The 24,132-nt window shown below is 38.3% G+C and carries 19 protein-coding genes and 1 riboswitch; of the genes, 10 read left to right on the top strand and 9 right to left on the bottom strand.

Going from position 1 to position 24,132, the window contains the following annotated elements; translation table 11 throughout:
• Positions 1–380: transposase domain-containing protein (locus tag Q0794_RS10330; protein ID WP_298941638.1), on the bottom strand; the 380-nt coding region annotated here is incomplete at its 3' end.
• A 279-nt stretch (positions 381–659) separates the two neighbouring features.
• Positions 660–1,058, bottom strand: coding sequence for a CBS domain-containing protein (locus Q0794_RS10325; protein ID WP_298941637.1), 399 nt, complete (start codon positions 1,056–1,058; stop codon positions 660–662).
• Positions 1,059–1,665: 607 nt separating this feature from the next.
• On the opposite strand from Q0794_RS10325, the gene Q0794_RS10320 reads away from it, so the two are divergent.
• The 4 genes from Q0794_RS10320 to Q0794_RS10305 all read left to right on the top strand — a co-directional run bounded on the left by Q0794_RS10320 (position 1,666) and on the right by Q0794_RS10305 (position 7,043).
• On the top strand, positions 1,666–2,763 hold the full coding sequence (locus Q0794_RS10320) for an alkene reductase (RefSeq protein WP_298941636.1): 1,098 nt from the start codon (positions 1,666–1,668) through the stop codon (positions 2,761–2,763).
• 170 nt (positions 2,764–2,933) lie between these two features.
• A complete protein-coding gene (locus tag Q0794_RS10315; RefSeq protein ID WP_298941635.1) occupies positions 2,934–3,779 on the top strand; it encodes a DMT family transporter in 846 nt (281 codons plus the stop codon).
• 415 nt (positions 3,780–4,194) lie between these two features.
• Positions 4,195–6,072 carry a hypothetical protein gene (locus Q0794_RS10310; protein WP_298941634.1) on the top strand — a complete coding sequence of 626 codons (1,878 nt, stop codon included), beginning with the start codon at positions 4,195–4,197 and terminating at the stop codon, positions 6,070–6,072.
• Positions 6,073–6,419: 347 nt separating this feature from the next.
• A complete protein-coding gene (locus Q0794_RS10305) occupies positions 6,420–7,043 on the top strand; it encodes an alpha-ketoglutarate-dependent dioxygenase AlkB (RefSeq protein ID WP_298941633.1) in 624 nt (207 codons plus the stop codon).
• A gap of 212 nt (positions 7,044–7,255) precedes the next feature.
• Here Q0794_RS10305 and Q0794_RS10300 read toward each other — a convergent pair whose 3' ends face one another.
• The 5 genes from Q0794_RS10300 to hydA all read right to left on the bottom strand — a co-directional run bounded on the left by Q0794_RS10300 (position 7,256) and on the right by hydA (position 12,529).
• Positions 7,256–8,257 (bottom strand): ABC transporter substrate-binding protein, encoded by a 1,002-nt coding sequence (locus Q0794_RS10300; protein WP_298941632.1) that lies wholly within the window; start codon positions 8,255–8,257, stop codon positions 7,256–7,258.
• 32 nt (positions 8,258–8,289) lie between these two features.
• Positions 8,290–9,243, bottom strand: coding sequence for an ABC transporter permease (locus tag Q0794_RS10295; protein ID WP_298941631.1), 954 nt, complete (start codon positions 9,241–9,243; stop codon positions 8,290–8,292).
• Between the two features lie 37 nt (positions 9,244–9,280).
• Positions 9,281–10,153 (bottom strand): ABC transporter permease, encoded by an 873-nt coding sequence (locus Q0794_RS10290; RefSeq protein WP_298941630.1) that lies wholly within the window; start codon positions 10,151–10,153, stop codon positions 9,281–9,283.
• Between the two features lie 26 nt (positions 10,154–10,179).
• Positions 10,180–11,013 (bottom strand): ABC transporter ATP-binding protein, encoded by an 834-nt coding sequence (locus Q0794_RS10285; protein ID WP_025565505.1) that lies wholly within the window; start codon positions 11,011–11,013, stop codon positions 10,180–10,182.
• Between the two features lie 76 nt (positions 11,014–11,089).
• On the bottom strand, positions 11,090–12,529 hold the full coding sequence (gene hydA, locus Q0794_RS10280; protein WP_298941629.1) for a dihydropyrimidinase: 1,440 nt from the start codon (positions 12,527–12,529) through the stop codon (positions 11,090–11,092).
• 513 nt (positions 12,530–13,042) lie between these two features.
• Between hydA and Q0794_RS10275 the strand changes: the two genes are divergently transcribed.
• Complete coding sequence (locus Q0794_RS10275; RefSeq protein WP_298941628.1) at positions 13,043–14,272, top strand: Zn-dependent hydrolase; 1,230 nt, start codon at positions 13,043–13,045, stop codon at positions 14,270–14,272.
• Between the two features lie 171 nt (positions 14,273–14,443).
• On the opposite strand, the gene Q0794_RS10270 is transcribed toward Q0794_RS10275, so the two are convergent.
• A complete protein-coding gene (locus Q0794_RS10270) occupies positions 14,444–15,094 on the bottom strand; it encodes a TetR family transcriptional regulator C-terminal domain-containing protein (protein ID WP_298941627.1) in 651 nt (216 codons plus the stop codon).
• 312 nt (positions 15,095–15,406) lie between these two features.
• On the opposite strand from Q0794_RS10270, the gene Q0794_RS10265 reads away from it, so the two are divergent.
• The 3 genes from Q0794_RS10265 (at position 15,407) to Q0794_RS10255 (ending at position 19,529) form a co-directional block, all read left to right on the top strand.
• The gene (locus tag Q0794_RS10265; protein WP_298941626.1) at positions 15,407–16,777 is read left to right on the top strand and encodes an NAD(P)-dependent oxidoreductase; all 1,371 of its coding nucleotides are present in this window, start codon (positions 15,407–15,409) and stop codon (positions 16,775–16,777) included.
• Positions 16,778–16,791: 14 nt separating this feature from the next.
• Positions 16,792–18,066 carry an NAD-dependent dihydropyrimidine dehydrogenase subunit PreA gene (gene preA / locus Q0794_RS10260; protein ID WP_166369872.1) on the top strand — a complete coding sequence of 425 codons (1,275 nt, stop codon included), beginning with the start codon at positions 16,792–16,794 and terminating at the stop codon, positions 18,064–18,066.
• A 125-nt stretch (positions 18,067–18,191) separates the two neighbouring features.
• Positions 18,192–19,529, top strand: coding sequence for an aspartate aminotransferase family protein (locus tag Q0794_RS10255; RefSeq protein ID WP_298941625.1), 1,338 nt, complete (start codon positions 18,192–18,194; stop codon positions 19,527–19,529).
• A 352-nt stretch (positions 19,530–19,881) separates the two neighbouring features.
• Here the strand turns inward: Q0794_RS10255 and Q0794_RS10250 are convergent, their stop codons facing one another.
• The gene (locus Q0794_RS10250) at positions 19,882–21,096 is read right to left on the bottom strand and encodes a right-handed parallel beta-helix repeat-containing protein (RefSeq protein WP_298941624.1); all 1,215 of its coding nucleotides are present in this window, start codon (positions 21,094–21,096) and stop codon (positions 19,882–19,884) included.
• Positions 21,097–21,968: 872 nt separating this feature from the next.
• Between Q0794_RS10250 and Q0794_RS10245 the strand changes: the two genes are divergently transcribed.
• Positions 21,969–22,535, top strand: coding sequence for a PepSY domain-containing protein (locus Q0794_RS10245; protein WP_298941623.1), 567 nt, complete (start codon positions 21,969–21,971; stop codon positions 22,533–22,535).
• Between the two features lie 368 nt (positions 22,536–22,903).
• Positions 22,904–23,758 carry a DMT family transporter gene (locus Q0794_RS10240; protein WP_298941622.1) on the top strand — a complete coding sequence of 285 codons (855 nt, stop codon included), beginning with the start codon at positions 22,904–22,906 and terminating at the stop codon, positions 23,756–23,758.
• A gap of 210 nt (positions 23,759–23,968) precedes the next feature.
• A riboswitch (cyclic di-GMP riboswitch) is annotated at positions 23,969–24,053 on the top strand.
• The last annotated feature ends 79 nt before the right edge of the window (positions 24,054–24,132 follow it).

The raw sequence follows: 24,132 nt of genomic DNA, 5'->3' as shown, positions 1-24,132 counted from the left end.
AAATTGAGTCCACACCATTGTGGATGCTCGGCACGTTTATGCCATGTGTGAGCGGTTTGATGAAAAACATCTTTGACAACATCGCTACCTAGTTTTTTGCGAGCCTGTGTTATAGCGCTTCTAGCGACGTAATCGACTTCTTGAGGTAATACTATATCGAGTTTGTTAATAAGTTGGCGAACAGACTCGGTTCTAAAAAGTGACATACCGACGACAGCCCAGATCATAGCATCCATTGGAAGCTTTCGTTTTCTTAACGTCGCAACACCGTTAGATTGCAGGCAAGACTCAATAATATCTGGCTCTAGGATATCTGATAACGAAGAGAATTCGGTAAGACGATTAATCGAAGTGCGAGCGAGTGCTTCTGAAAGTTCCATAAAAAAATCCCATAACCTTTTGAGTTATAGGATTTTGATCTTCTTTAGTTAAAAATCAACTAATTTTCTTAACTGATCGGCATTAGGGTAAATAGACGTTTTTCAGCATGTGAATGAGCTTTTTAAGAATCTAACTTAATTAGCTAACTTAATTAGCTAACTTAATTAGCTAATTAGACTGCTAGTTTGTCAAAAAGCGACTTTAAAACCATTTGAAAGTTACCTTAAAGCTATTCATACCCCATCTTAAAACTATCTTAAAGATATTCGTAACCCATCTTAAAAATTATTATCTAATAGTGCTTTTAATACACGGCGACGAGATATGACGCCCACCACTTTATTGTCACTGTTAATCACTGGATAGGTTTTAGGTTGTGGACCCACCATTTTTTCAGCTAATGAGAAAATCGTTTGATCTGCTTTAACGCTTAACACTTCTTTACGCATGATGTCTTGAACTAGCCCGATTCGCTGGTTGTGGTAAGCAAATTGAGTGGTGACATGTAAACATTCTTGCTCTGAAATCCAACCAAGTAGTGTGTTGTCTGAGGCAATAACAGGGCCGCCTAACGCTTCTTTTTTAATGAGCTGTATTGAAGCGGTGATCACTGGCATGTCTTCATAAATCTTCGCAAAATTAACATCCATATAATTTTTTACGATCATGTCTTTCATTTTTAAAATTCCTTTTTATATTATTGTATGAAGAATAGGTTGAATTCAAAAACTATGCAACTGACTATTATTAAAAACTAAGGTGATTGAATTTGTTGTGCATTTTTATGTGGATTGACACTTTTTAAAATATTTGGATTTAAAGCCACGTTATCCACCCCTTAAACTATCCATCTCCTTAACCTATCCCCTACATCATACCTACAGAGCATATTCTTAACTCGTACTCTTAAAACTGACCCCTTAAAGCACATAACAAATAATTATCATTATGATAATTAATGATAATTTAAAAGCACTTAATAATAAGCGTATCTTGTATCTATCAAAATGCTTAAACGCTTTTTAATGTGTAATTAATTTAGTAAGAATTTTTTAACAATGCGTGTAGATAAATTTTTAAAGCTTATTTAACGTCAATTCTGGTTAATAAAAGTATTGCTTAATGAAAAAATTGGTTATTGAGAAGAATCTAATACAGAAGCTTGCTGAAATAGCCGTGCTGTATGACTTTTTATCCAAAAACAAGGTTATTTTAATACACATTCAAAAAGCTAATTACTTGAATTTAAGCTTGAATTTTAATGACTTTATAAAGGAAATCATAATGACTGATTCACTATTTCAACCAATCCAATTAGGTCAATTTTTATTAAAAAATCGTATTGTGATGCCACCGATGACTCGTTCTCGTGCGACACAACCGGGTAACGAAGCTAATGACATCATGGCTGAGTACTATTCTCAGCGAGCAAGTGCAGGGCTTATTATTAGCGAAGGCACACAAATTTCTGCATTGGGCCAAGGCTATGCTTGGACACCGGGTATTTATAATGCAGCACAAATTGCAGGTTGGAAAAAAGTAACCGATGCCGTGCATGAAAAGGGCGGTGTGATGTTTGCTCAGCTTTGGCATGTTGGCCGCGTTTCGCATCCAGATAACACGGGTGGCGTTCAACCGATTTCTTCGTCTACTTTAAAAGCCGAAAATGTAAAAGTATTTGTTGATGACGGTGTTGGCGCTCCTGGTTTTGTTGACGTAGTTGAACCTCGTCAAATGACGAAAGCAGATATTAAAGCGGTTGTTGAAGAATATCGTCAAGCGGCACTGAATGCACTTGAAGCCGGATTTGATGGTGTTGAACTACATGCTGCCAATGGTTATTTAATCAATCAATTTATTGATTCAAATGCTAATAATCGCACCGATGAATATAGTGGCAGTATTGAAAATCGCCTACGTTTTCTGGGTGAAGTGGTTAGGGCAATGGCTGACGCTATTGGCGCAGATCGTGTCGGTGTGCGTTTAGCGCCGTTTACGTCATTGAATGGAACGGTAGATGACACGCCTATTGAAACGTATAGCGCAGCCGCTGCCTTGTTGAATACTTATAACGTTGTGTATATTCACATTGCAGAAGTGGATTGGGACGATGCACCTGAAACGCCTGTATCATTTAAAGAAAATATTCGCGCGGCTTACCAAGGTACATTAATTTACGCGGGACGTTATGATGCTGAAAAAGGTGATCAAGCGATTAACAGTGGGTTGGCAGATATGATTGGGTTCGGACGTCCATTTGTGTCTAATCCAGACTTACCAAATCGCATTAAACATGGCTATCCATTAGCAACCCATGATCCTGATACATTATTCGGTGGCGCCGAAAATGGCTTAACCGATTATCCAAAGTACAAGAAGTGATGATGGTTTACTCACTAATACTTTTTAAAATAATTTTTAGCTGAAAATATACTATTCACTAGCAGATTAATTAAGTTAGACTAGCGCCATATAATCTATATCTATGATAGCAACCTGACATTTATGTTCGGTTGCTTTTTGTTTTTTACGAATAATAAAAGAGAACAGTGATGCGCGGTGAATTTCATTTATTAATGGCAACGTTACTCGCCGCGATTGGTTGGATTGCCTCTAAATTAGTGATTGAAGGGGTGCAAGGTGATGTGTTCATTATGTCTCGATTTTTTATTGCTAGCCTTATTTTATTACCGTTCTGCTATAAACATGTGTTTCGTTTAAACTTAAAACAAGTGCTGTCGGTATGTGGTGTTGGTTTAATGTTAACACTGGGTATTCAAGTATGGATTTATGCTATCTCAATCAGTAATAGCCTGTCGGAAGGGGCCTTTATTATGAGTTTAGCAATGATCATTGCGCCTTTTACTGCATGGTTATTTTTTCGAGAAAAACCCAATAGAGCTTTTTGGCTTGCTTTACCTATTTCCGTTGTGGGCATGATGTTAATGACATTATCAAACGGTTGGCAGGTTGAAAAAAGCCAATTATGTTTTTTGCTGTCATCGGCGCTTTTTTCTGTGCATTTTGTCTTTAATAAACGCGTGACGGGAACTGTTAAGCCGATTGCTTCGATATTTTTACAGTTATTTACTGTCGGGGTATTGAGTGCTATTTACGTTTTCTTAACACAAGAAATTCATCTGCAGCTCACTTCTTCGGTTATTGTTTGGTTTGTGATATCTACTTTGATCGCGACCTCTATTCGTTATTTATTTCAAACACTTGGACAATTTTCAATCAAAATAGAAACCGCGTCATTAATTATGATTTTAGAGCCGATTTGGACGTTATTATTAAGCATTACGGTGTTAGGCGAGATAGTTGAAATTCAAAAACTCATTGGTGCTGCAATTATTTTTCTCTCGTTATTTGTGTACAACAAGTTATCTAGACGGTAATGATTACCTAGTGCTTATACTTATATTTACTAGTGTTTGACCCTATATTTAGTGGTATGAATAAGCGATATTTAATAACTGATGACGTTTGTAATTATTATTATTTCTTTCATTCAAGATTAATCAACTGTTTTTCTATTGAATGAAATAGCACTGATATCCTTCATGTATCAGTGCCATTATGCTTAATGAATTTACTTATATCATTCCCTCTAGGTATGTTATTTCAATTTTACGTATAAAAACAATTTCTAATCTACTGCTAAACGCTTCCCTTTAATGATGACTTTCTCTCCTTGATGTTGAGTGCTTATAACCTATTGATTCAATTTAAATAAAAAGTTGGATTTAATATATTTTATAAAATATAATACGAGTGATTATCATTTACTTTAAGGTGTAAGATAGAAATTATATGGATATAAGATTAACGAAAGCGTTTGTACTGTGTTCCGTTGCAGCTTTAACTGCTGCTTGTAATGACACAACGACTGAAGAAGCAGCCGTTGTGAGCGGACAATTAAATGTACCTGTTTCAGGATTAAGTTATCAAACAGATACACTTTCTGGTTCGACCGATGAATTAGGTTCATTTGAATACCGAGATGGTGAAAGTATTACCTTTAGCTTAGGTGACTATCGTCTTTCAACTGTTGAAGCGAGTGCTCAAATTACGTTAGCCTCTTTAGTCGGAGAAGAAAGGTTTCAAGAAACTCAAACCGTAAAATTATTAAAAGCGATGATCTCGCTTGATGATAACGATGTTTATAACGGGTTAACCTTGGATACGGCAGGATTAAATGAAACTAGCACTGAGTTTGCTAGTATTTCTGATATTGAATACTCAGCGATAACCAATGGATTAGGGGATGCTAAAGTTTATGCTTATTTGAAATGGATGAACTTTGATAATACGATCATGATGTCTGCCGGTAACCACCATACTCTAGGATTATCTGAAGAAGGAAAGCCTTTTAGTTTCGGTGAAAACTATGCGGGTATTGTGTATGCGGAATCGCCTAGCCGTTATTGTGGTAGTGAGTTACGCAATAAATTAGGTCGTGAATCTGATCAAGATCTTGAACCGGGCACTGAGCTTGATGAAGAAGGAAGAGATACCTTAACCGATGAAGAAAATGAATGTTATATCGAAGGTAATATCGCACGTCAATACGGCCTTTATAATGCCAACACGGGTTGGGTGACGTTATCAGATGATACTTTAACGTTTAACAGTGTGTCTACTGATCAAGTTGATGGTGCATTAGTGACTAGCGAAGGGAGATTGTTTGTTTTCGGCCCTAATTATAGTGGCGAGTTAGGTACTGGCAATGAAAGCCCAGTGACTGTCCCTGTCGAAGTGACTTTGCCCGATGACGAATTAGCAGTATATGCAACTTCTGGTACCTCAAGTAGCTATGTTGTGACACGTTCAGGAAAGGTTTATTCAGCCGGCGATAATGGCAATTTACAATTAGGTCGTTCTGAAGATTCGTCTGACGATCAAAGTACATTTGGTTTAGTACTTATTCCTGACGATGAGGTAATTGTAGATGTTGCAGTACGAGATCATCATGTTTATGCCTTGACTGAAAATGGGGATGTATATTCTTGGGGAAATAACTCAAGTAATGGTGAGCTTGGTGACGGCAGTGTTAGTGTGGATCGCTCTACGCCATTAAAAATTCTTGAAGGTAAAGATATCATTGCAGTTGAAGCAGGTGCTGACTTTGGTTTAGCTGTCGATAATGCAGGGACGGTATATGGCTGGGGTTATAATGGCTATGGTGCGTTGGCACAAGGTACTGCAACGCTTAGTGGCTCTATATATAAAGTCTCTGATATTGAAAATGTTTTGATACCTGAAGTTATTGTTAACTTATCGACAGGATCTGATGCCATGGGAAGTGACCGAATGATAGGTTTTCAAGGCGGAAGTCGTAATGCACAGGCAATTAGCTTGAATGGTGATATTTACTCTTGGGGTGATATGGGAACAGGTTACTTCGGTAATGGTTATGAAGTTGATGACTCAGGTATTGAACGTCTGGTATCAGTGCAACCTATTAAAGTCGCTGCTTTAGATGAACCTTTTATTGTTTCTTTTAGCGCAAATACCTCTCACCATTTTGCGGTGACTAAAGAGAATGTTGTTTATGCTTGGGGTTCTGGTAGTGATGGTCGATTGGGTGTGTCACAGGATATTTGTGCAGCAGACTCGCTTAGTTTGTACGGTGAAGAAGCTTCATCAACAGTTTGCTATACACCGATTGAAGTGTCAGTTACGCCTTAACTATTAACGATACAACGATACAACGATACAACGATTAAACATAGAATATAAAAGTGTATTAGGTAGAAAACGGTAAAAGTTAGAAAGCGATAAAAGTTAGAAAGCGATATAAGGTAAAAAACGACCAAAGCTAGAAACTTTAGTTTGCTGTCTTTTGGAATATTTTCTAAACGGCTAAGACCTATCAGTGATTATTTACTGGTGGGTCTTTTTCGTTATTCATCACTTAATATTCATTATTTACCATTTACCATTTTAGATTGCCGCTGCTTATAGAATTCTTTACACTTTCCTATGCCAATAACACATCAGTTAATATTCAATAATAAGCTTAAATAGGAAATAAAATGTACAACATGGACTTATTTTCAGCTCTTGAAGACACACCTATTAATATCATCAATTACGATGGGATTGTCGAGTACCATGGGTTGTTAATTCCTTTTGATGAAGCGAATGATTACTTTGATGTGTTGCTTAATACCATCCAATGGAAGCATGACCAAGTCAATGTATTAGGCGAAGTGATTGTGACGAAGAGAAAGGTGGCTTGGTATGCCAACGAGTCTTTTAATTACACGTATTCTAATATGACTAAAGTCGCCTTACCTTGGACACCAGAGCTACTTGCATTAAAAAAGGGAGTGGAAGAAGCAACCGGGCATCAGTTTAATTCCTGTTTATTAAACCTCTATAATAATGGGGAAGAGGGCATGGCTTGGCACCATGATGGTGAAACAGACTTACAAAAGAATGGGGCGATTGCTTCATTAAGTTTTGGTGCAGAACGTAAGTTTTCTTTTAAGCATAAAGTGAGTCAAGAAACGACCTCGCTATTTTTACAACATGGCAGTTTATTAGTGATGAAAGGTGAAACACAAACCCATTGGTTGCATCGATTACCACCGACTAAGAAGGTCACAACCGCGCGTATTAATCTGACATTTCGTACCATTGATCAAAACTATTAATAAGAGCTATTAAGTCATAAAGCGATAAGCCATTAAATTTTTACTTGAATTTAATACTAGTAAATAGTCCGTAAAGCCACTCTTTATAATCACTATGAATGAAAACAAAAACACCGAACGTTTTAGGCTCGGTGTTTTATATCGTTTTTCAAACCTTAAACTGCTTTTGATTAAGCTGTACTTCGATTTTTAAAGAAGCTTGAATTTAAGTCTTAAAGCTCTTTGTATTTATCAAATACGATATGCGAATAAGCGTTCACAGGTTTTTTAGTAATAACGGGTGCTGATTCACTGTTAAGTAAAATACCCACTGTACGATCAAAGGCAATCGGATCTAAATAACCCATTTCTGGACCTGAACCCAATAGTTTTGCTACTTCGGTCATCATACGTGTTTGGTGATGCTCTGTTTGTGCGCCGGTATCATCGTATTCTAATACGATCATTGCCGCTTCTTTAGGGTGTTCCGCTGCCCATTTCCAACCCTTTAATGAGGCTTTTAAGAATTTAGCGTAGTTTTCTACTTTTTTAGCATCTTTTAAATCTTCTTCTAAAACGTATAAACCGTCTTCTAATGTAGCGACACCTTCTTCTTCATATTTAAATAACACTAATTCTTCAGGTGTTAAACCGCCGTCCATGATTTGGCCGTATTCATTGTAAGTCATGGTTGAAACACAATCTGCTTGTCCTTGGAAAATTGGGTCAACATTAAAGCCTTGTTTAAGTACGGTTACGCCATCGTCACCGCCTGTCGTTGGGTAGCCAAGTTGAGACATCCAGCTTAAGAATGGGTATTCATTACCAAAGAACCAAACACCTAATGTTTTACCTTTAAAGTCAGCGGCCGTTTTGATGCCACTTGATTTTAAACAGGTTAACATCATGCCCGATTTTGCATAAACCTGAGCAATATTCACCATAGGCAGTCCTTTCTCCCTAGTGGCTAAAGCTGAAGGCAACCAGTCGACAATGACATCGGCACCGCCACCTGCTAATACTTGAGCGGGAGCGATATCTGGTCCGCCTGGTTTAATCGTGAAGTCTAGTCCTTCGTCCTTGTAAAAGCCTTTTTCTAATGCGGTGTAATAACCTGCAAATTGCGCCTGAGTAACCCACTTAAGCTGCAATGTGAGTTTGTCTGCTGCGCTAGCACTGAAGCTTGATGCCAATAAAGCGGCACCAGTTGCGAGTGTGATTAGTGTTCTTTTCATAGTGTATTCCCTTTTCTATTAATAGGATGACATTAACGACTGTTATTACCTTCTCGGTACGAGGGGTGCCAAAACAGTAATGATTTTTCTAATAAGGCAAGTGCCCCATAACTTAATGAACCTGCAATAGCCGCCACTACAATCGTGGCCCATACTAAGTCCATATTCATTCGACCAACTTCAGTCGAAATTCTGAATCCCATGCCTACAATTGGCGTACCAAAAAACTCGGCAACAATGGCGCCTATTAACGCTAAAGCGGAGTTAAGCTTTAAAGCATTAAAAATAAACGGTAGGGCGTGGGGTAATTGATTTTTAAAGAATATTTGTGATTTTTTAGCCGCATAGGTATGCATTAAATCTTTATGTAATGCATCGGTTGACTGTAAGCCCGTGAGTGTATTAATAAACATCGGAAAGAAAGTCATTACCACAATAACAGCGGCTTTAGATTGCCAGTCAAAACCAAACCACATCACCATGATTGGGGCGATACCGACTATCGGAATCGCAGACATAAAGTTACCCAAGGGCATTAGACCATCACGCAATACTTGGCTTCTTGCAGCCCATTGCGCAACAATAAAACCCGATGAACAACCGATAATATAACCTGCTAATACGGCCTTTAAGTATGTCTGTTTAAAGTCAGCCCATAACATAGGGATATTATTAATTAAGGCATTGAAAATATTACTTGGCGCGGGCATTAAAATCGGTGAAACGGCATAACCTTTGATGACGCTTTCCCAAGTCAATAAGAGCATAAAAGCAAATAAGGTTGGAATAAGGGCTTTAATCGATTTGTACTTTCCCTCTAGGTTTGTCAATTGTCCGAGTAACATTGCCATACTAAAAGCAGCTGCAATTAATACTAAAATCAGTAGCGGTAAGTTTTTGTAGAAACCAATCTCACTGGTCGCGACGATGATCACCTGTGATAATATTAACGCGATATAAAGAGTGTTCTTTAGGCTTTGAGACATGAACGAGTTCGGTTTAGTTGAATTAAGCATGAGCAAGTTAAGCATGAGTAAGTTCTCCTCGACGACGTAATAATACTTTTTCAGCAAGTCCCACTAACCAAACTAATATTGAGCCTAATGTCGCTGCGACAATTAACGCTGCCCATATTTGTTCCGTTTGTCCGTAATAAGAGCCACTTAATAAACGTGCGCCTAAACCACCTTGTGCCCCCGTTGGAAGTTCTGCCACAATCGCACCCACTAATGCCGCTGCTATGGCTACTTTTAAACTTGCAAACAGATAGGGTTGCGCGGAATACCAACGTAGTTTCCAAAAAATGTCTTTGGCACTTGCGCTATAGGTGTGCATTAATTCTTCGTGTAATTTGTCTGATGAACGTAATCCTTTCACCATGGCGATAGTGACCGGAAAGAAGGATAGATACATGGAAATGATAGCTTTAGGGATCACACCTGTAATATTGATGGCACCGAGTACGACCACAACCATAGGTGCAATTGCTAAAATGGGAATGGTTTGAGAGGCGATAACCCAAGGCATTAAACTCGATTCTAAGGTTTTATTATTAACGATACCGACGGCGATCAAGATGCCGAGTAATGACCCAAATACAAAACCTAACAGCGTTGAGTTAAGGGTTATTTGTGCATGAAAAATAAGCGAACGTTTAGACGTCACCGGTTTATCAATTATCGATTTTATCAACTCTTGACCCACTTGATGGGGAGCAGGCAACATCGGCCTTTTTACTTCATAGGCTTGAGATATTACTTGTTGATAGGTCCAGGTTTGGCCTTTTCGTTCCAAGTTATTAATCAGTTGATTGCCATTCATAATCAACGCAGCCAGATACCATATCGCGATCACTATGGTGAATAAACTGACAAAAGAGAATAATTTTTGCTTCATTTTTGTCTACTCCTTTAGACTGAAAACTAGTCGATAGCATGCTCGTGTGCGAGTGCAGATCGAATCTCACTGGCTAATGCATGAAACTCTGGTCTGTCTCTTAATGCCAATGTTTTGAGCCTTGGTAGTGGGCTTTCAATGACTTTTAGTATTCGCCCTGGACGTGGAGACATCACTACAATATGCGTTGATAGTAAGACGGCTTCATCAATGGAATGAGTCACAAACACCACGGTTTTTTGTGTTTCACTCCAAATACGCAGTAGCTCAATATTCATGTGATCACGGGTTATTTCATCGAGCGCACCAAAAGGTTCATCCATCAGTAATAGGTCTGGATTAAGGCATAGCGCACGTGCTATTGATGCACGTTGCTGCATGCCGCCTGAAAGCTGCCAAGGGAATTTATTATGAAAATCCTGTAGCCCAACCATTTGTAGATATTTATCAATCTGCTTATTTTTATGCGCATCAGACTGTTTTGATATCTCCATAGGCAGTGCACAGTTTTGTTTGATATTACGCCAAGGCAATAACGCAGGTGCTTGAAAAACATAGCCGTATAGACGATTTAAACGCGCATCTTCTGCATCAGTACCATTCACTTTAAGGCTACCTGATGTTGGGCGCTCTAAATCCGCAATGACCCTTAATAAGGTGGTTTTTCCGCAGCCAGAGGGGCCAATGAAAGAGACAAAATCGCCACTTTTGATGCTTAAGTTAATATTAGATAATGCGTGGACATCACCATCCTTACTTGGGAATACTAATGATAAGTCCTGCACAGATATCATTTCACGTTTTGGCTTAACAGTTAGGCTCGGCTCTGTCAGTGTGGTTTGTTCTGCAACTGCTAACATATTACCTCTCTTATCTTGTTAATTTTTTATCTTACTCACTTTTAACTCGTCAATTATTGCCTTGTTAATAGGGAAATTAACGTTCAACTTTATAAGGTGCGTTTGTTTGGTTGTATTTATTGACCGCTTCAAAAATAGTAGGGAACGCAGGACGTTTAATGTAGCGACCAGCTCCTTCTTCTACGTTTAATTTTCCGTCTTTAAAGACCACTTTCCCTTGGCTAATAGTGATGTAAGGGGAACCGACGACGGTGCGACCTTCAAATATATTGAAGTCGATTTTTTGATGGTGCGTTTTAGCGGAAAGGGTATGTTCTTTCTGTGCATCCCAAATCACGATATCTGCATCTGAACCAACGGCTATGCAACCTTTTTGAGGGTAAAGGTTAAATATTTTAGCGGTATTAGTAGAGGTCACGCCTACAAACTCATTTTCAGTTAAACGTCCTTTGTTCACGCCTGAATCCCATAACACCATTAATCTGTCTTCAACACCTGCTGTACCGTTGGGTATTTGCGTAAAGTTGTCTTTACCCATGGCTTTTTGGTCTTCGCAGAAACAACAATGGTCAGTGGCTGTAGTTTGAATCGTACCGCCTTGTAACGCTTTCCATAATGCTTCTTGATGACCTTTAGGTCGGAAAGGAGGGCTCATAACATGTGCCGCTGCTGTTGCCCAATCTGGGTTGCTATAAACGCTGTCATCTAACTCTAAATGGCCCGCTAAACATTCGCCGTAAACACGTTGTCCTTCAGATTTTGCGCGTGCAATTTCATCAATCGCTTCTTTACAAGAAACATGGACTAAATACAGTGGGATACCGATTGATTGTGCAATACGTATTGCTCGGTTAGAGGCTTCGCCTTCTACTTCTGGCGGTCTTGATTGTGGATGAGCTTCTGGGCCGGTGATGCCTGCGGCTAACATTTTTTGTTGCAGGTGATGCACTAATTCACCGTTTTCTGCGTGCACTGTTGGCATTGCGCCTAGTTCTAAACAACGGTTAAAGCTGTTTATCAAGGTTTCATCTTCAGCCATGATCGCATTTTTGTAAGCCATGAAGTGCTTAAAGCTATTAACTCCTTCTTCTTCTACTAAGGTTTTCATATCCTCTGACACTGAATCATCCCACCATGTGACTGCTACGTGAAACGAGTAATCTGCTACTGAGCGCGATGCCCAACCTTTCCAGGTTTCAAAAGCTTCCATTAAAGGTTGTTGTGGACTTGGAATCACAAAATCGATGATCATTGTGGTACCGCCCGCTAAGCCTGCCGCTGTACCTGAGTAAAAGTCTTCACTAGCGACGGTACCCATGAAAGGTAGTTGCATGTGAGTATGTGGGTCGATGCCGCCTGGCATGACTAATTTACCCCTCGCATCGATGACTTCAGTATCTTGAGCTGTCTCGAGGTCATGACCTATTGCTTTAATGATGCCATTCTCACAATAAACATCAGCAAAGATACTGTTATCTGCATTAACTAGTTTGCCGCCTTTTATTAATAAATTCATAGTGACTCAATCCTCCGTGATAGTGCGGGTATTGCACTTTTTGAAATAGTTAAAATAATTAAAGTGCTAATTGTTGGTTGCTGTCATTTGGTGGCATGTTTTAAAGCCGTCATTTCCATCAACTTTTATAACAATCTGCATGTCTATTAATGAGGGTGCAATTAACAAGCCAATAACAAACTAGTTGACCAATTGGACTACTTTTTCATGTAAAAGGCCGTGTCTGCTTATGCGTTAGCTTCTTTGGTTGCTATTATTGTTGGGGTTGAGGTGAAGATGTAAAGTACATCTTGCTCATTTTTAGCGCATTTACTCCCTCATTTGGTGCGTTAATTTTGTACTGTTATCGGTCAATATAAAACTTTGTACATTGTTTTATACTCAAAGCCTTTTAAATACAGGCTTTAATCTAAATAAAATATTCCTGTCCTGTTGGTCAGTATTTTGCATTATGTTTTGTTGATTATGTTCTTTTATGGAATATAGGTTAATTCAACTTTATTGGAGTCAATCATGGAAGCGTTAAAAATTAATAGTGATCGTCTATGGGATAGTTTGATGGAAATGGCCAAAATAGGGGGCACTGCAAAAGGTGGATGTTGTCGCCTTGCATTAACCGATTTAGATAAACAAGGAAGAGAACTCTATATAAAGTGGGCCGAAGAAGCGGGTTGTACTGTTAAGGTTGATGCTATTGGTAATATTATGTGTACACGTCCTGGTGAAGATATGAGTTTGCCGCCAGTCGGTACCGGTAGTCATCTTGATACACAACCTACCGGCGGTAAATTTGACGGTGTTTATGGTGTGTTATCAGGGCTAGAAGTCGTTCGTTCAATGAACGATCAAGGGATTAAAACTAAATATCCCATCGAAATCTCGGTCTGGACCAATGAAGAAGGTTCTCGATTTGCACCGGCGATGATGGGCTCGGGTGTTGTATCGGGTCGTTTTACGCTTGAAGAAATTTTAGATAAAACCGATGTAGATGGCTTACGTTTAGGTGATGAATTAGAACGCATAGGGTTTGCTGGTGAAACACCGGTAACAGGACGTGACTTCCATGCTTTTTTTGAAGCGCATATCGAACAAGGGCCTTACTTAGAAGCTGAAGAAAAACAAGTGGGTATAGTGACGGGTGGGCAAGGCCAGCGTTGGTATAACGCAACGTTAATAGGGCGTGAGTCACATGCGGGCACAACGCCGATGCATTTACGTAACGATGCATTAATCGCAAGTTCACAGTTAGTATTAAAGGTAGAGGAAATTGCTAAAGCACATCCACCTGGGTGCGGTACTGTTGGTTTTATGCAAGTGACTCCTAATTCTCGTAATACCATTCCTGGCTCTATTTCGATGAGTATCGACTTACGTCATCCTATTGATGGTGAGTTAACCTTGATGGATAAAGAACTAACAGAAGCAATTGCTGAAATAGAAGCGACTGGCGTATCGGTTGAACTCGACCCATTTTGGTATTATGAGCCTATTCATTTTAACACTGAATGTGTAGATGCCGTTCGCAAAGCCGCTGTGGACTTGGGTTATAGCCACATGGATATTATTGCAGGTGCTGGGCATGATGCTTGTTATGTCTCAGATTTTGCACCAACGAGTATGATTTTCACACCATGTTTAAATGGTATTAGTCATAATGAAATTGAGAGTACAACACAAGAAGAGTGTGAAGGGGGTTGTTCAGTCTTGTTAAATGCCATGCTGACGATGGCGGAAGTAGTTTAGTCTAGATGATTCATTTTGAATTGGTCATTTTGTATTGGCCATTTTATATTGATCGCTTCATATAGAATATCTTATATAGAACATTTTATATAATTTGTATTGTTTATTATCTTTTAAGTAACAGTAAGTTAGCTTTATTTATTCACTTACTGTTACTTTATTTAAATCGCTTTAAAGTAGCTTAACACCACAACCTTTTAAGACGACCTGCGTAATTAATTCAGCCCCTGTTTCAAAATCACTTTCATCTAATTCAGTTTTACCCATCAAAATACTACTTTGTAAACCATAGTCGGCATACGCTTGGGTTGATGACCAAATCATAAATAATAGATGCTCGGGACTGATTGGATTCATCCACTGTTTTGCTATCCATTCTCGAAATACCTGACAGGTTTTCATGAATTGAACTTTTAAGTCTGTTTGTAGCTTTTCACGTAGGAAAGGAGCGCCGTGTAGAAGCTCTGAAGCAAAGATTCTAGAGGCATTTGAGTGATCTTTAGACTGTTTCACTTTAAGGATAATGTAGTGTCTAAGCGCTTCCCTTGGGTGTTGGTCTGCACTCATTTCTTCCATGTCTACTAACCAAATTTTGAGAATCTGAGTTAAGACTTCTTTATATAACACTTCTTTTGTCTTGAAATAATAGAGAATATTAGATTTTGGCAACTGTGCTTGATCTGCAATAGATGAAATGGTGGTGCCATTATATCCATATTCAGCAAAGCGCTGCTCCGCAACAGACAGAATAAGCTGCAGGTTATCTTTACGAATGTCTGCTGATTTACGACGTGTAGTACTGACTTTTTTATTTTCTTTCATTTAGTTTTCTCTGCACTGTTTTGTCGCAATAGTGGACTTTATGGTGCGACATCATCTCATATTTTTATCTGTAAATAATAGTGATAATTATTCTCTTTTCGGCTGGTTAATTCTAAGAAAAATTATATTTATATTTATTTCATATAAAACAAAAGCTTAACTGTTAGTTTGTTTTTTTGATCTAACTTGTTGACCCTGTGGTCAGTTAGTTGGCTTGTTGATTGCATTGTCTTAATAGTAACTCAAACTTAAATTAACACTTAGACACTGGCTGATCATTAATTACCAACAGGAGAGATCATCGTGATGAATATGGACAATTCAGTAAATTATTCGCAACAACAACTGGCATTAAATCAGATGTTTAAAGACATTAACCCCGCCCTCAGTGCCCGCCAAGCAGGTATTGAAAGTTCTCGTTGTTATTATTGCTACGATGCTCCCTGCATTAAAGCGTGCCCATCTAAAATTAATATACCTAGTTTTATCGCTAGTATACACGCAGATGACCTGACGGGTGCTGCAAAAACTATTTACAAAGAAAATATCATGGGCGGCAGCTGTGCGCGAGTTTGTCCTACTGAAATTCTATGCGAACAAGCTTGTGTTAGAAATAAAGAAGAAGAGAAAGCCCCAGTAAGAATTGGTTTGTTGCAACGTCACGCAACGGATAATGCAGAATTTGAAGGCCACCCCTTTGAACGTGCCGCATCGACAGGTAAACGAATTGCGGTAGTGGGTGCAGGGCCTGCAGGGTTAAGTTGTGCTCATCGTCTGTCATTACTAGGTAATGATGTAGAGGTCTTTGAAGCCGAAGATAAAGCCGGCGGTTTAAATGAGTACGGTATTGCTAAATATAAACTGACTGAAAACTTTGCACAAAAAGAAGTTGATTTCATTTTAAGCATTGGCGGTATTACTGTGCACTATGAAACTGCATTGGGTCGAGATATTAGTCTTGACCAATTGAAAGAAGATTTTGATGCGGTGTTTTTAAGTATTGGTTTACAGGATACCTCGTCATTGTATTTAGATAACGAAGACAATGAGATGGTGATTAACTCTGTTGATTATATTAAAGAACTACGTCAAGCAACAGATCTTGAGCAGTTAGATATTCCTAAAGATAGTGCGGTTGTTATTGGTGCTGGTAATACAGCGATTGATATTGCTTGTCAGTTAAAACGTTTAGGGACGGAAGAAGTGACGTTAGTTTATCGCCGTGGCGAAGAGCAAATGAGTGCAACAAAGCATGAGCAACAAATTGCTAAAAACCATCAAGTCAGAATAAAAACATGGAGCCAGCCAGAAAGCATCGATGTCGATGATAACGGTAAAGTAACAGGCATGAGCTTTCGTAAAACTTATTTAGAAGATGGCAAACTTAAAGGCGGTGATGTGCAGTTTGACGTTGCGTGTAGCGCTATTTTTAAAGCGGTAGGTCAAAAAATGGCTTACCCAGATGCAGAACAATTAATTCCTACGATTAGTAACGGAAAAATCGCTACGTTTCACAACCAATTAACCAGTATTGATGGCGTATTTGCTGGTGGAGATTGTACTGGTGTCGGCCAAGATCTTACTGTTGAAGCGGTACAACAAGGAAAGTTAGCCGCAATCGCAATCAATGAGCAACTTAATGTCTCAATCACTACACCATTAGCAACAGCACTTAGCGCATAACAGGGAGAAATAACATGGCTGACTTATCAATTGACTTCGTAGGTATTAAATCTCCTAACCCATTTTGGCTGGCATCAGCGCCACCAACGGATAAAGCGTATAACGTTGAACGTGCTTATGAAGCAGGTTGGGGCGGTGTGGTGTGGAAAACATTAGGTGAAGACCCAGCAGCGGTAAATGTGTCTTCTCGTTACTCTGCACTTTACGACCATAACGGTGATGTATCAGGTTTTAATAATATTGAATTAATCACCGACCGTAGTTTAGAAATCAATTTACGTGAAATTACAGAGGTTAAAAAACGCTGGCCAGATCGTGCATTAGTGGTGTCTTTAATGATGCCCTGTGAAGAGCAAGTCTGGAAACGTATTCTCAAACTCGTTGAAGCAACGGGCGCGGACGGTGTTGAGCTTAACTTTGGTTGTCCACATGGTATGCCTGAACGTGGTATGGGCGCAGCCGTTGGACAAGTGCCAGAGTATGTTGAAATGGTGACTCGCTGGTGTAAACAGCACAGTAAAATGCCAGTTATTGTTAAATTAACACCTAATATTACCGATGTACGTCTTCCTGCTCGTGCCGCTAAAAGTGGTGGAGCGGATGCGGTTTCGCTGATCAATACGATTAATTCAATCACGGGTATCGACCTAGATGCGATGGCTGCGCGACCTATGGTTGACGGTAAGAGTACGCATGGTGGTTATTGCGGCCCTGCTGTAAAGCCGATTGCACTTAGCATGACCAGTGAAATTGCGCGCGATCCTGAGACAGCGGGTCTGCCTATTTCTGGTATTGGCGGCATTGGTAATTGGAAAGATGCTGCAGAATTTATTGCATTAGGTGCAGGCTCAGTACAGGTGTGTACTGCCGCGATGATTTACGGTTTTAATATTGTCGAAGAAATGAAAGAAGGCCTTTCAAATTGGATGGACAGTAAAGGCTACGAAAATATTAATGACTTTAAAGGCTTAGCGGTTCCCAACACCACCGATTGGAAAAAGCTCAACATGAACTACAAAGTGGTTGCGACCATTGATGAAGATAAATGTATTGGGTGTGGTCGTTGCTACCAAGCTTGTGAAGATACGTCGCATCAAGCTATTACAGTAACCTCTAATGATGATGGTACTAATACTTTCGGTATTATTGATGATAACTGTGTGGGATGTAATTTATGTGAAATCACTTGCCCAGTTGATGATTGTATCACCATGGATGAACGCTCTGAAGGCCAACCTTATATGAACTGGATGGAAGATGTGCGTAACCCTCATAGAGAAGAAGCATAAACAGTAAGCTTAATTGAGGAATTATTTTGTTGGTCATTTATCGTGATGCTAAATAAATGAAACTGAGCAATGAATGACCACAAAGTAAATACAATGACGTTAGGCAATTGATTTTGAGGTGAACAATGAATAATGAACAATTAAATAGTGGCATAACTCAATCCCAACTTGATGCACATTGGATGCCTTATACAGGTAACCGTGAATTCAAAAAAGACCCGCGTATCATTACCTCTGCACAGGGTAAATATTATACCGATTCAAAAGGCCGACAAATATTTGATGGGCTATCTGGCTTATGGTGTTGTGGTTTAGGACATGGTCGACCAGAGATTGCTGAAGCGGTTAGTGAACAACTAAAAACATTAGATTATTCTCCAGGCTTTCAATTCGGACATGCTAAATCATTCCAACTCGCAGAAAAAATTACGGATTTTATGCCTAAAGGTCTTAATCGCGTTTTCTATACAGGATCAGGGTCTGAAGCCGCTGAAACAGCATTAAAAATGGCGCGTGGCTATTGGCGTAAAAAAGGCATGGCCAGCAAAACTAAATTAATTGGCCGTGGTTTAGGTTATCACGGCAGCAATTTCGGTGGTATTTCAGTGGGTGGCATCGGCGGGAATCGTGCTTTATTTGGTCCTGCGGTTGAAGCGGATCATTTACGTCATACTCTTTTACCTGAAAATTTATTTTGCCAAGGTCAACCTGAAGCTGGCGTCGAACTCGCCAATGAATTAATAGATCTGATTGCACTGCATGATGCCTCTAATATTGCGGCAGTAATTGTTGAACCGTTATCTGGCTCTGGGGGCGTTATTCCGCCGCCTATCGGTTATTTAAATCGCTTACGTGAAATATGTGATGATAATAATATCTTACTTATTTTTGATGAGGTGATTTGTAGCTTTGGTCGAATGGGCGAAAACACGGGCGCTGAAGCGTTTGGTGTTGTGCCTGATATTATCAACATTGCTAAACAAGTGACGAATGGCACTATTCCAATGGGCGCAGTGATTGCGAAACAAGAAATTTACGATACTTATATGGACCAAGGTGGTCCTGATTATATGATTGAGTTTCCTCATGGTTATACCTATTCCGCTCATCCTGTCGCTTGTGCTGCTGGCATTGCAACCTTGGATATATTGAAACAAGACAAATTAGTTGAACGTGTTAAAGCGCTTAGTCCTTATTTTGAAAATGCGGTGCACAGTTTAAAAGGCTGCAAATATGTCACTGATATTAGAAATTATGGTTTCTCAGCGGGTTTTAGTATTGCTCCTTTTCCTGGTGAGCCGGCATTACGTCCTTATCAAATAGCCATGAAAATGTGGGAGAAAGGATTTTATGTTCGTTATGGTGGTGCAACCATTCAATTGGGTTTGCCTTTTACCAGTGAAAAAGAAGAGATCGACTCTTTGATTAATGCGCTTGGCGACACTTTTAATGAAATGGCTTAGAAAATTAAGTGAGTTGGTATTATAGAAAGTTAAGTGAATTGGTATCATTAGCGACATGGAGATTTTCATAGTACAAGTAGTAGGGCACCTTATTGATGGTGAAGTCATAAATGTTCATCATCAATCATAAGAGTATTCGACCTGTGCTCGGTGCGGTGGTAACCCAAGTTTCATTAGCTTCTAAAGAGACGGTTGAACTTGCATCAGGCTGATAAATCGTCAACAAATCAGGTTAATTACAATGAGTCTATTGTTTAACAATAATATTCAACAGCAATATAATTATTGATAACTATTTACTACAGGTTAAATAATAAAAATGCCGCCTCAGTGGCGGCATTCGCTATAAGAATTAGTATTCAGTTAAATCACCTGTATACATCTTGTCTTCGTCATCTGGATCTCGGTCATTATCTGAAACTTGATTGGTGTAATCAGAGTCATCAACGTTATTTTCCACTACCCAATGGTCAGGCGAAATAGACTTGGTCGTTGACTCACTGTAAGCAGAACCGCCAGAGCCAAGCGCTAACGTTAATGTGACTGATACCTTGTCTTCATCATAATATTCATCATCAAAGCTTAGTGAATTATCATGAATATCGTTGTTATAACCCCAACCGTTTGATTTTTCATTTATTTCAAATGCGTTTTCAAAATATTTATTCTCATTTTGATCGCCTGTGTTGTAAGCCGCTTCAGCATAGTTGCCTTTAAAGTCGATAAAGCTTAAACCACCATTAATAATGTCATTCATACCTTCAGCATCGAAGGTATTACCAATGATATAAGCGTAAGAAGAGCCTTCTTTAATATCGACATGTTCAGCTGTTACATTAGGGCCAAGCGTATTGCTTAGGATTTGATTATAATCTGTCGCTGGATCGTAAGTATTTGAACTGGAGCCGGTATCATCCCACTTCGTGTAATCAGAACCAATGTAGATTGCTTCACCATATTTTACGTTATAAAGGCCGGTATCATGGACGTACGAGTCCTGAACAATATTATAGGAGCTTCCATCTCGGAGATGAATACCTGATTGACCTACGTCGTAAACTTCAACATTATCAATGGTGACATAATCAGCCTGATCGAGCGATATACCTGTTCTCGCATTGGTGACTTCAATCTTCTCAATATAAATATAGCTAATGCCTTGGTCATCAGAATCATCTGCACCATCGATGGCTAATACTGTACCATTGTTATAATCATCACCATCAAGTATCGGCATATCAAGATAAGTTTTACCGGTAATCCAAATAGGTTTATTTTTTGTACCACCTACATTCAATTTAAAATTACCAGTATAGGTGCCAGGTGCAATGATAATTTTATCACCTGCACTTGCATCTTCTAAAGCATCTTCTAATTCACTTTCCGTATCCACGTTAACCACGTTCCATGAAACATCATCAAAATCTAATAACATTTCATCACCAGTAACAGTATAATTTTCTGCATACCCCGTTGAACTATTAATACCATCAGCAGCATAAACACTTGATGTAAAAACGATAGTTGCTATAGCTGTCATTATTTTATTCGGTGTAAAAACGCTCATTTTGCAATTCCTTTTTTAAGTAGTTTCTAAAGTGGTTATCTCTTTTTATTTACTGATATTAAGTATCGTTATCACTTAATGGGTGTTAATGTAACCTGAAAATACGAGAATAGTAAACAGTGATTTAAACTTTTATGCTTAATTTGTGATAGTTTATTACTTTTTTAATGTGTTTTATTATGTTTTATATTGATTTTTTGGTTGGGAGTGACTAATTGGATTATGCGGATAACTTTAACTTTGTTAATGGATTAGCAAATAAAAAAGTAATTTGAAACTCGGATATACTGCATTGTTATTTTAAATTTAAACCTTTGATTTTATTGTATAATTGTGGGGGCGAGTTAAGTTTAATTAAATAGAATGGACAATGTGAATTAGTTGCAAGGCACTAATTGGGAAACTATCTGTAGTTGTTTTAGTAAGGCTCATGAAAGTGAAAAGAATACAAAGTAAATGGGGGGGAATTATCTCTTCCAAATCTAAACTATTTGTTAAATCTATATGTTTTTATAGATATAGGCATTTTTTATGATGTTAATTCATTATTATAAATTTTACTCTGAACTTAATAAATTTTTTTTTCAAATAATGCGAATATTTTTTAATAAACATTAACACCTTTAATTTTTTAAAAAAGAACGTCTCATCTTTATCATCTAATAGCTAGGTTTATGCTAGATAATCTCAATATTCTCTCCTCATAAAATCAATCTAGACCTAATTTAATCAATAAGTTATAAAAATATAAAAACGCATTGAATCTCAATTAAATGTGAATTACTGTGCTCGCTGATTTAAACCCGTGGGCTGAAAATCAGTTGTTCTACAGACGCATAAATAATAATAAAAAGAAACAGAGGAAATGACTAATGGAAAAAATAAATCGTTCATTCTTAATTAAAGCGCATACATTACTCGCCGCTTTTATTTTACCAGTGGCAATCATGTTTTTTGTAACAGGCGCGCTTTATACCTGGGGGATAAAAGGGGGTTATGAAACAACGACTCAGGAATTACAGCTTAAAGAGCCGATTCAAGGTGATTTGACAGAATTGGTTACACTCGCAAAAAATGAATTGAAAAAACAAGATGTGGCGATGCCATCGGGTAAAGCTAAAATCAAAAAAATGGGTTCAGTTTTTCAGCTCGAATGGAGTGGTTCAAACCTTAATGTTATTTTAGCGCCTACATTTCAGCCATTAATGGCGACACTAACAATAGAAGAGACTAGTTGGTATCGACAATTTGTACAATTGCATAAAGCAAAAGGAGGAACACCCTTTAAAGTCTATGCGACTGCTTTCGCTGTTGGGCTATTGTTAATACTCATCTCAGGTTTTATTCTTGCTTTGCAGTTACCAAAACTACGCCAGCTAACTATTGTTTCTGCTTCTTTGAGTGTTGTGTTATTTATTGCGATGGTGTTAAGTAGCTAAATTTAACCCCTACAGACCTGACTCATTAGGATAATCTGGTCATTTATATGTATCGTTTCTCTTTACTTTACTCTTTAAATGGCCAGCCATTAAAATTCTCTCTCTTTGTTAGCATAGCGAACAACCATCACATCAGAATATCTTTGTCGCTAGTGCCAGTATATGAATTAATATTTTACTTTGTATTAAAGATCTCCCGTTTTAGATTAAAGCTTATTTTACTTGGTAAACATCAGCGGTTCCCCACTATATACAGATTGAATCTAGATTGATTTTATAACTCATCTAAACCCACGATTTCAATGTACTAGCTGTTTTCAATAGATGCGGTAAACTGTGCGCCCTAATTATTTAAAATGGATTTTTGTATGGGTTATTTATTATCAGTGACGTTGCTTTGGGCTTTCTCATTTAGCTTGATTGGCGTTTATTTAGCAGGACAAGTCGATGCTTGGTTTAGTGTATTTATACGCATTGCATTGGCGACATTATTGTTTTTACCTTTCCTAAAAATCAAACAAATACCACGTAAAGTGGCCTTTAAAATTATGTTAATTGGGGCTGTTCAGTTAGGGATGATGTATATCTTTTATTATCACTCTTTCTTGTATTTATCGGTCCCTGAGGTATTACTTTTCACTGTCATGACGCCAATTTATGTGACTTTATTAAACGATGTGATGAGTAAACGTTTTAATCCTCAATTTCTACTGGTCGCTGTGATTGCTGTATTTGGGGCAATTGCGATACGTTATGAAAATATTAATTCAGATTTTTGGTTTGGTTTGTTATTAGTACAAGGTGCGAACATTTGCTTTGCGATAGGGCAGGTTGCTTATAGTCGTTTAATGCTTAATAGCACTATTGACCATAAAACTGTCTTTGGGTGGTTCTTTGTCGGCGCGCTTTGTGTGGCTACGCTTTGTTATCTTTTATTTGGTAACGCAGATAAGTTACCAACAACCAGCACACAATGGGGAGTTCTTATATATTTAGGCACCATTGCTTCAGGTTTAGGTTATTTTGGCTGGAATAAAGGTGCGACTTTAGTCAACATAGGAACACTTGCAATAATGAATAACTTATTGATTCCTGCTGGTATTGCGGTCAATGTTATTATTTGGAACAAAGACGCTAATCTATTGCGGCTGAGTATTGGTGCAGCGATCATGTTAGTTGCCCTATTACTTAATTATTATCTTAATAAAAAGGCGATAAAATAGACGTTAGTATTAGGGTAATAAATTTTATTGAGAAGCAAACAATGTATTTATTATGATGTTTGTTTTCTTTATATACTACTTTTTGATTATAAAACGAACTAATTCTTTGTGTTTTATCATTCTATCTCTATAATCAGAGTTAATTAATTTATAAACGATCTAATGCACTAACGCATCTATGCACTTGATTCAGTAATTCAAATATTATTAGCTAGAAAAAGGCAAGTTAAGGGAAACCTTAATACGCAAAACCACCGGCCTGTAGACTAACGTCAATGGCAGCGGAGTTACCGAGGCAATGATACAACATACCTCTCTTTGTTTTTCTTCTGTTATATATATAAAAAATTTCTGGATCATCAATTTTGTTGGAG

It is taken from the genome of uncultured Psychromonas sp., from assembly GCF_947489755.1.
In the GTDB taxonomy this organism is placed as follows: Bacteria; Pseudomonadota; Gammaproteobacteria; order Enterobacterales; family Psychromonadaceae; genus Psychromonas.
This window is presented reverse-complemented; position numbering and strand designations above follow the sequence as displayed.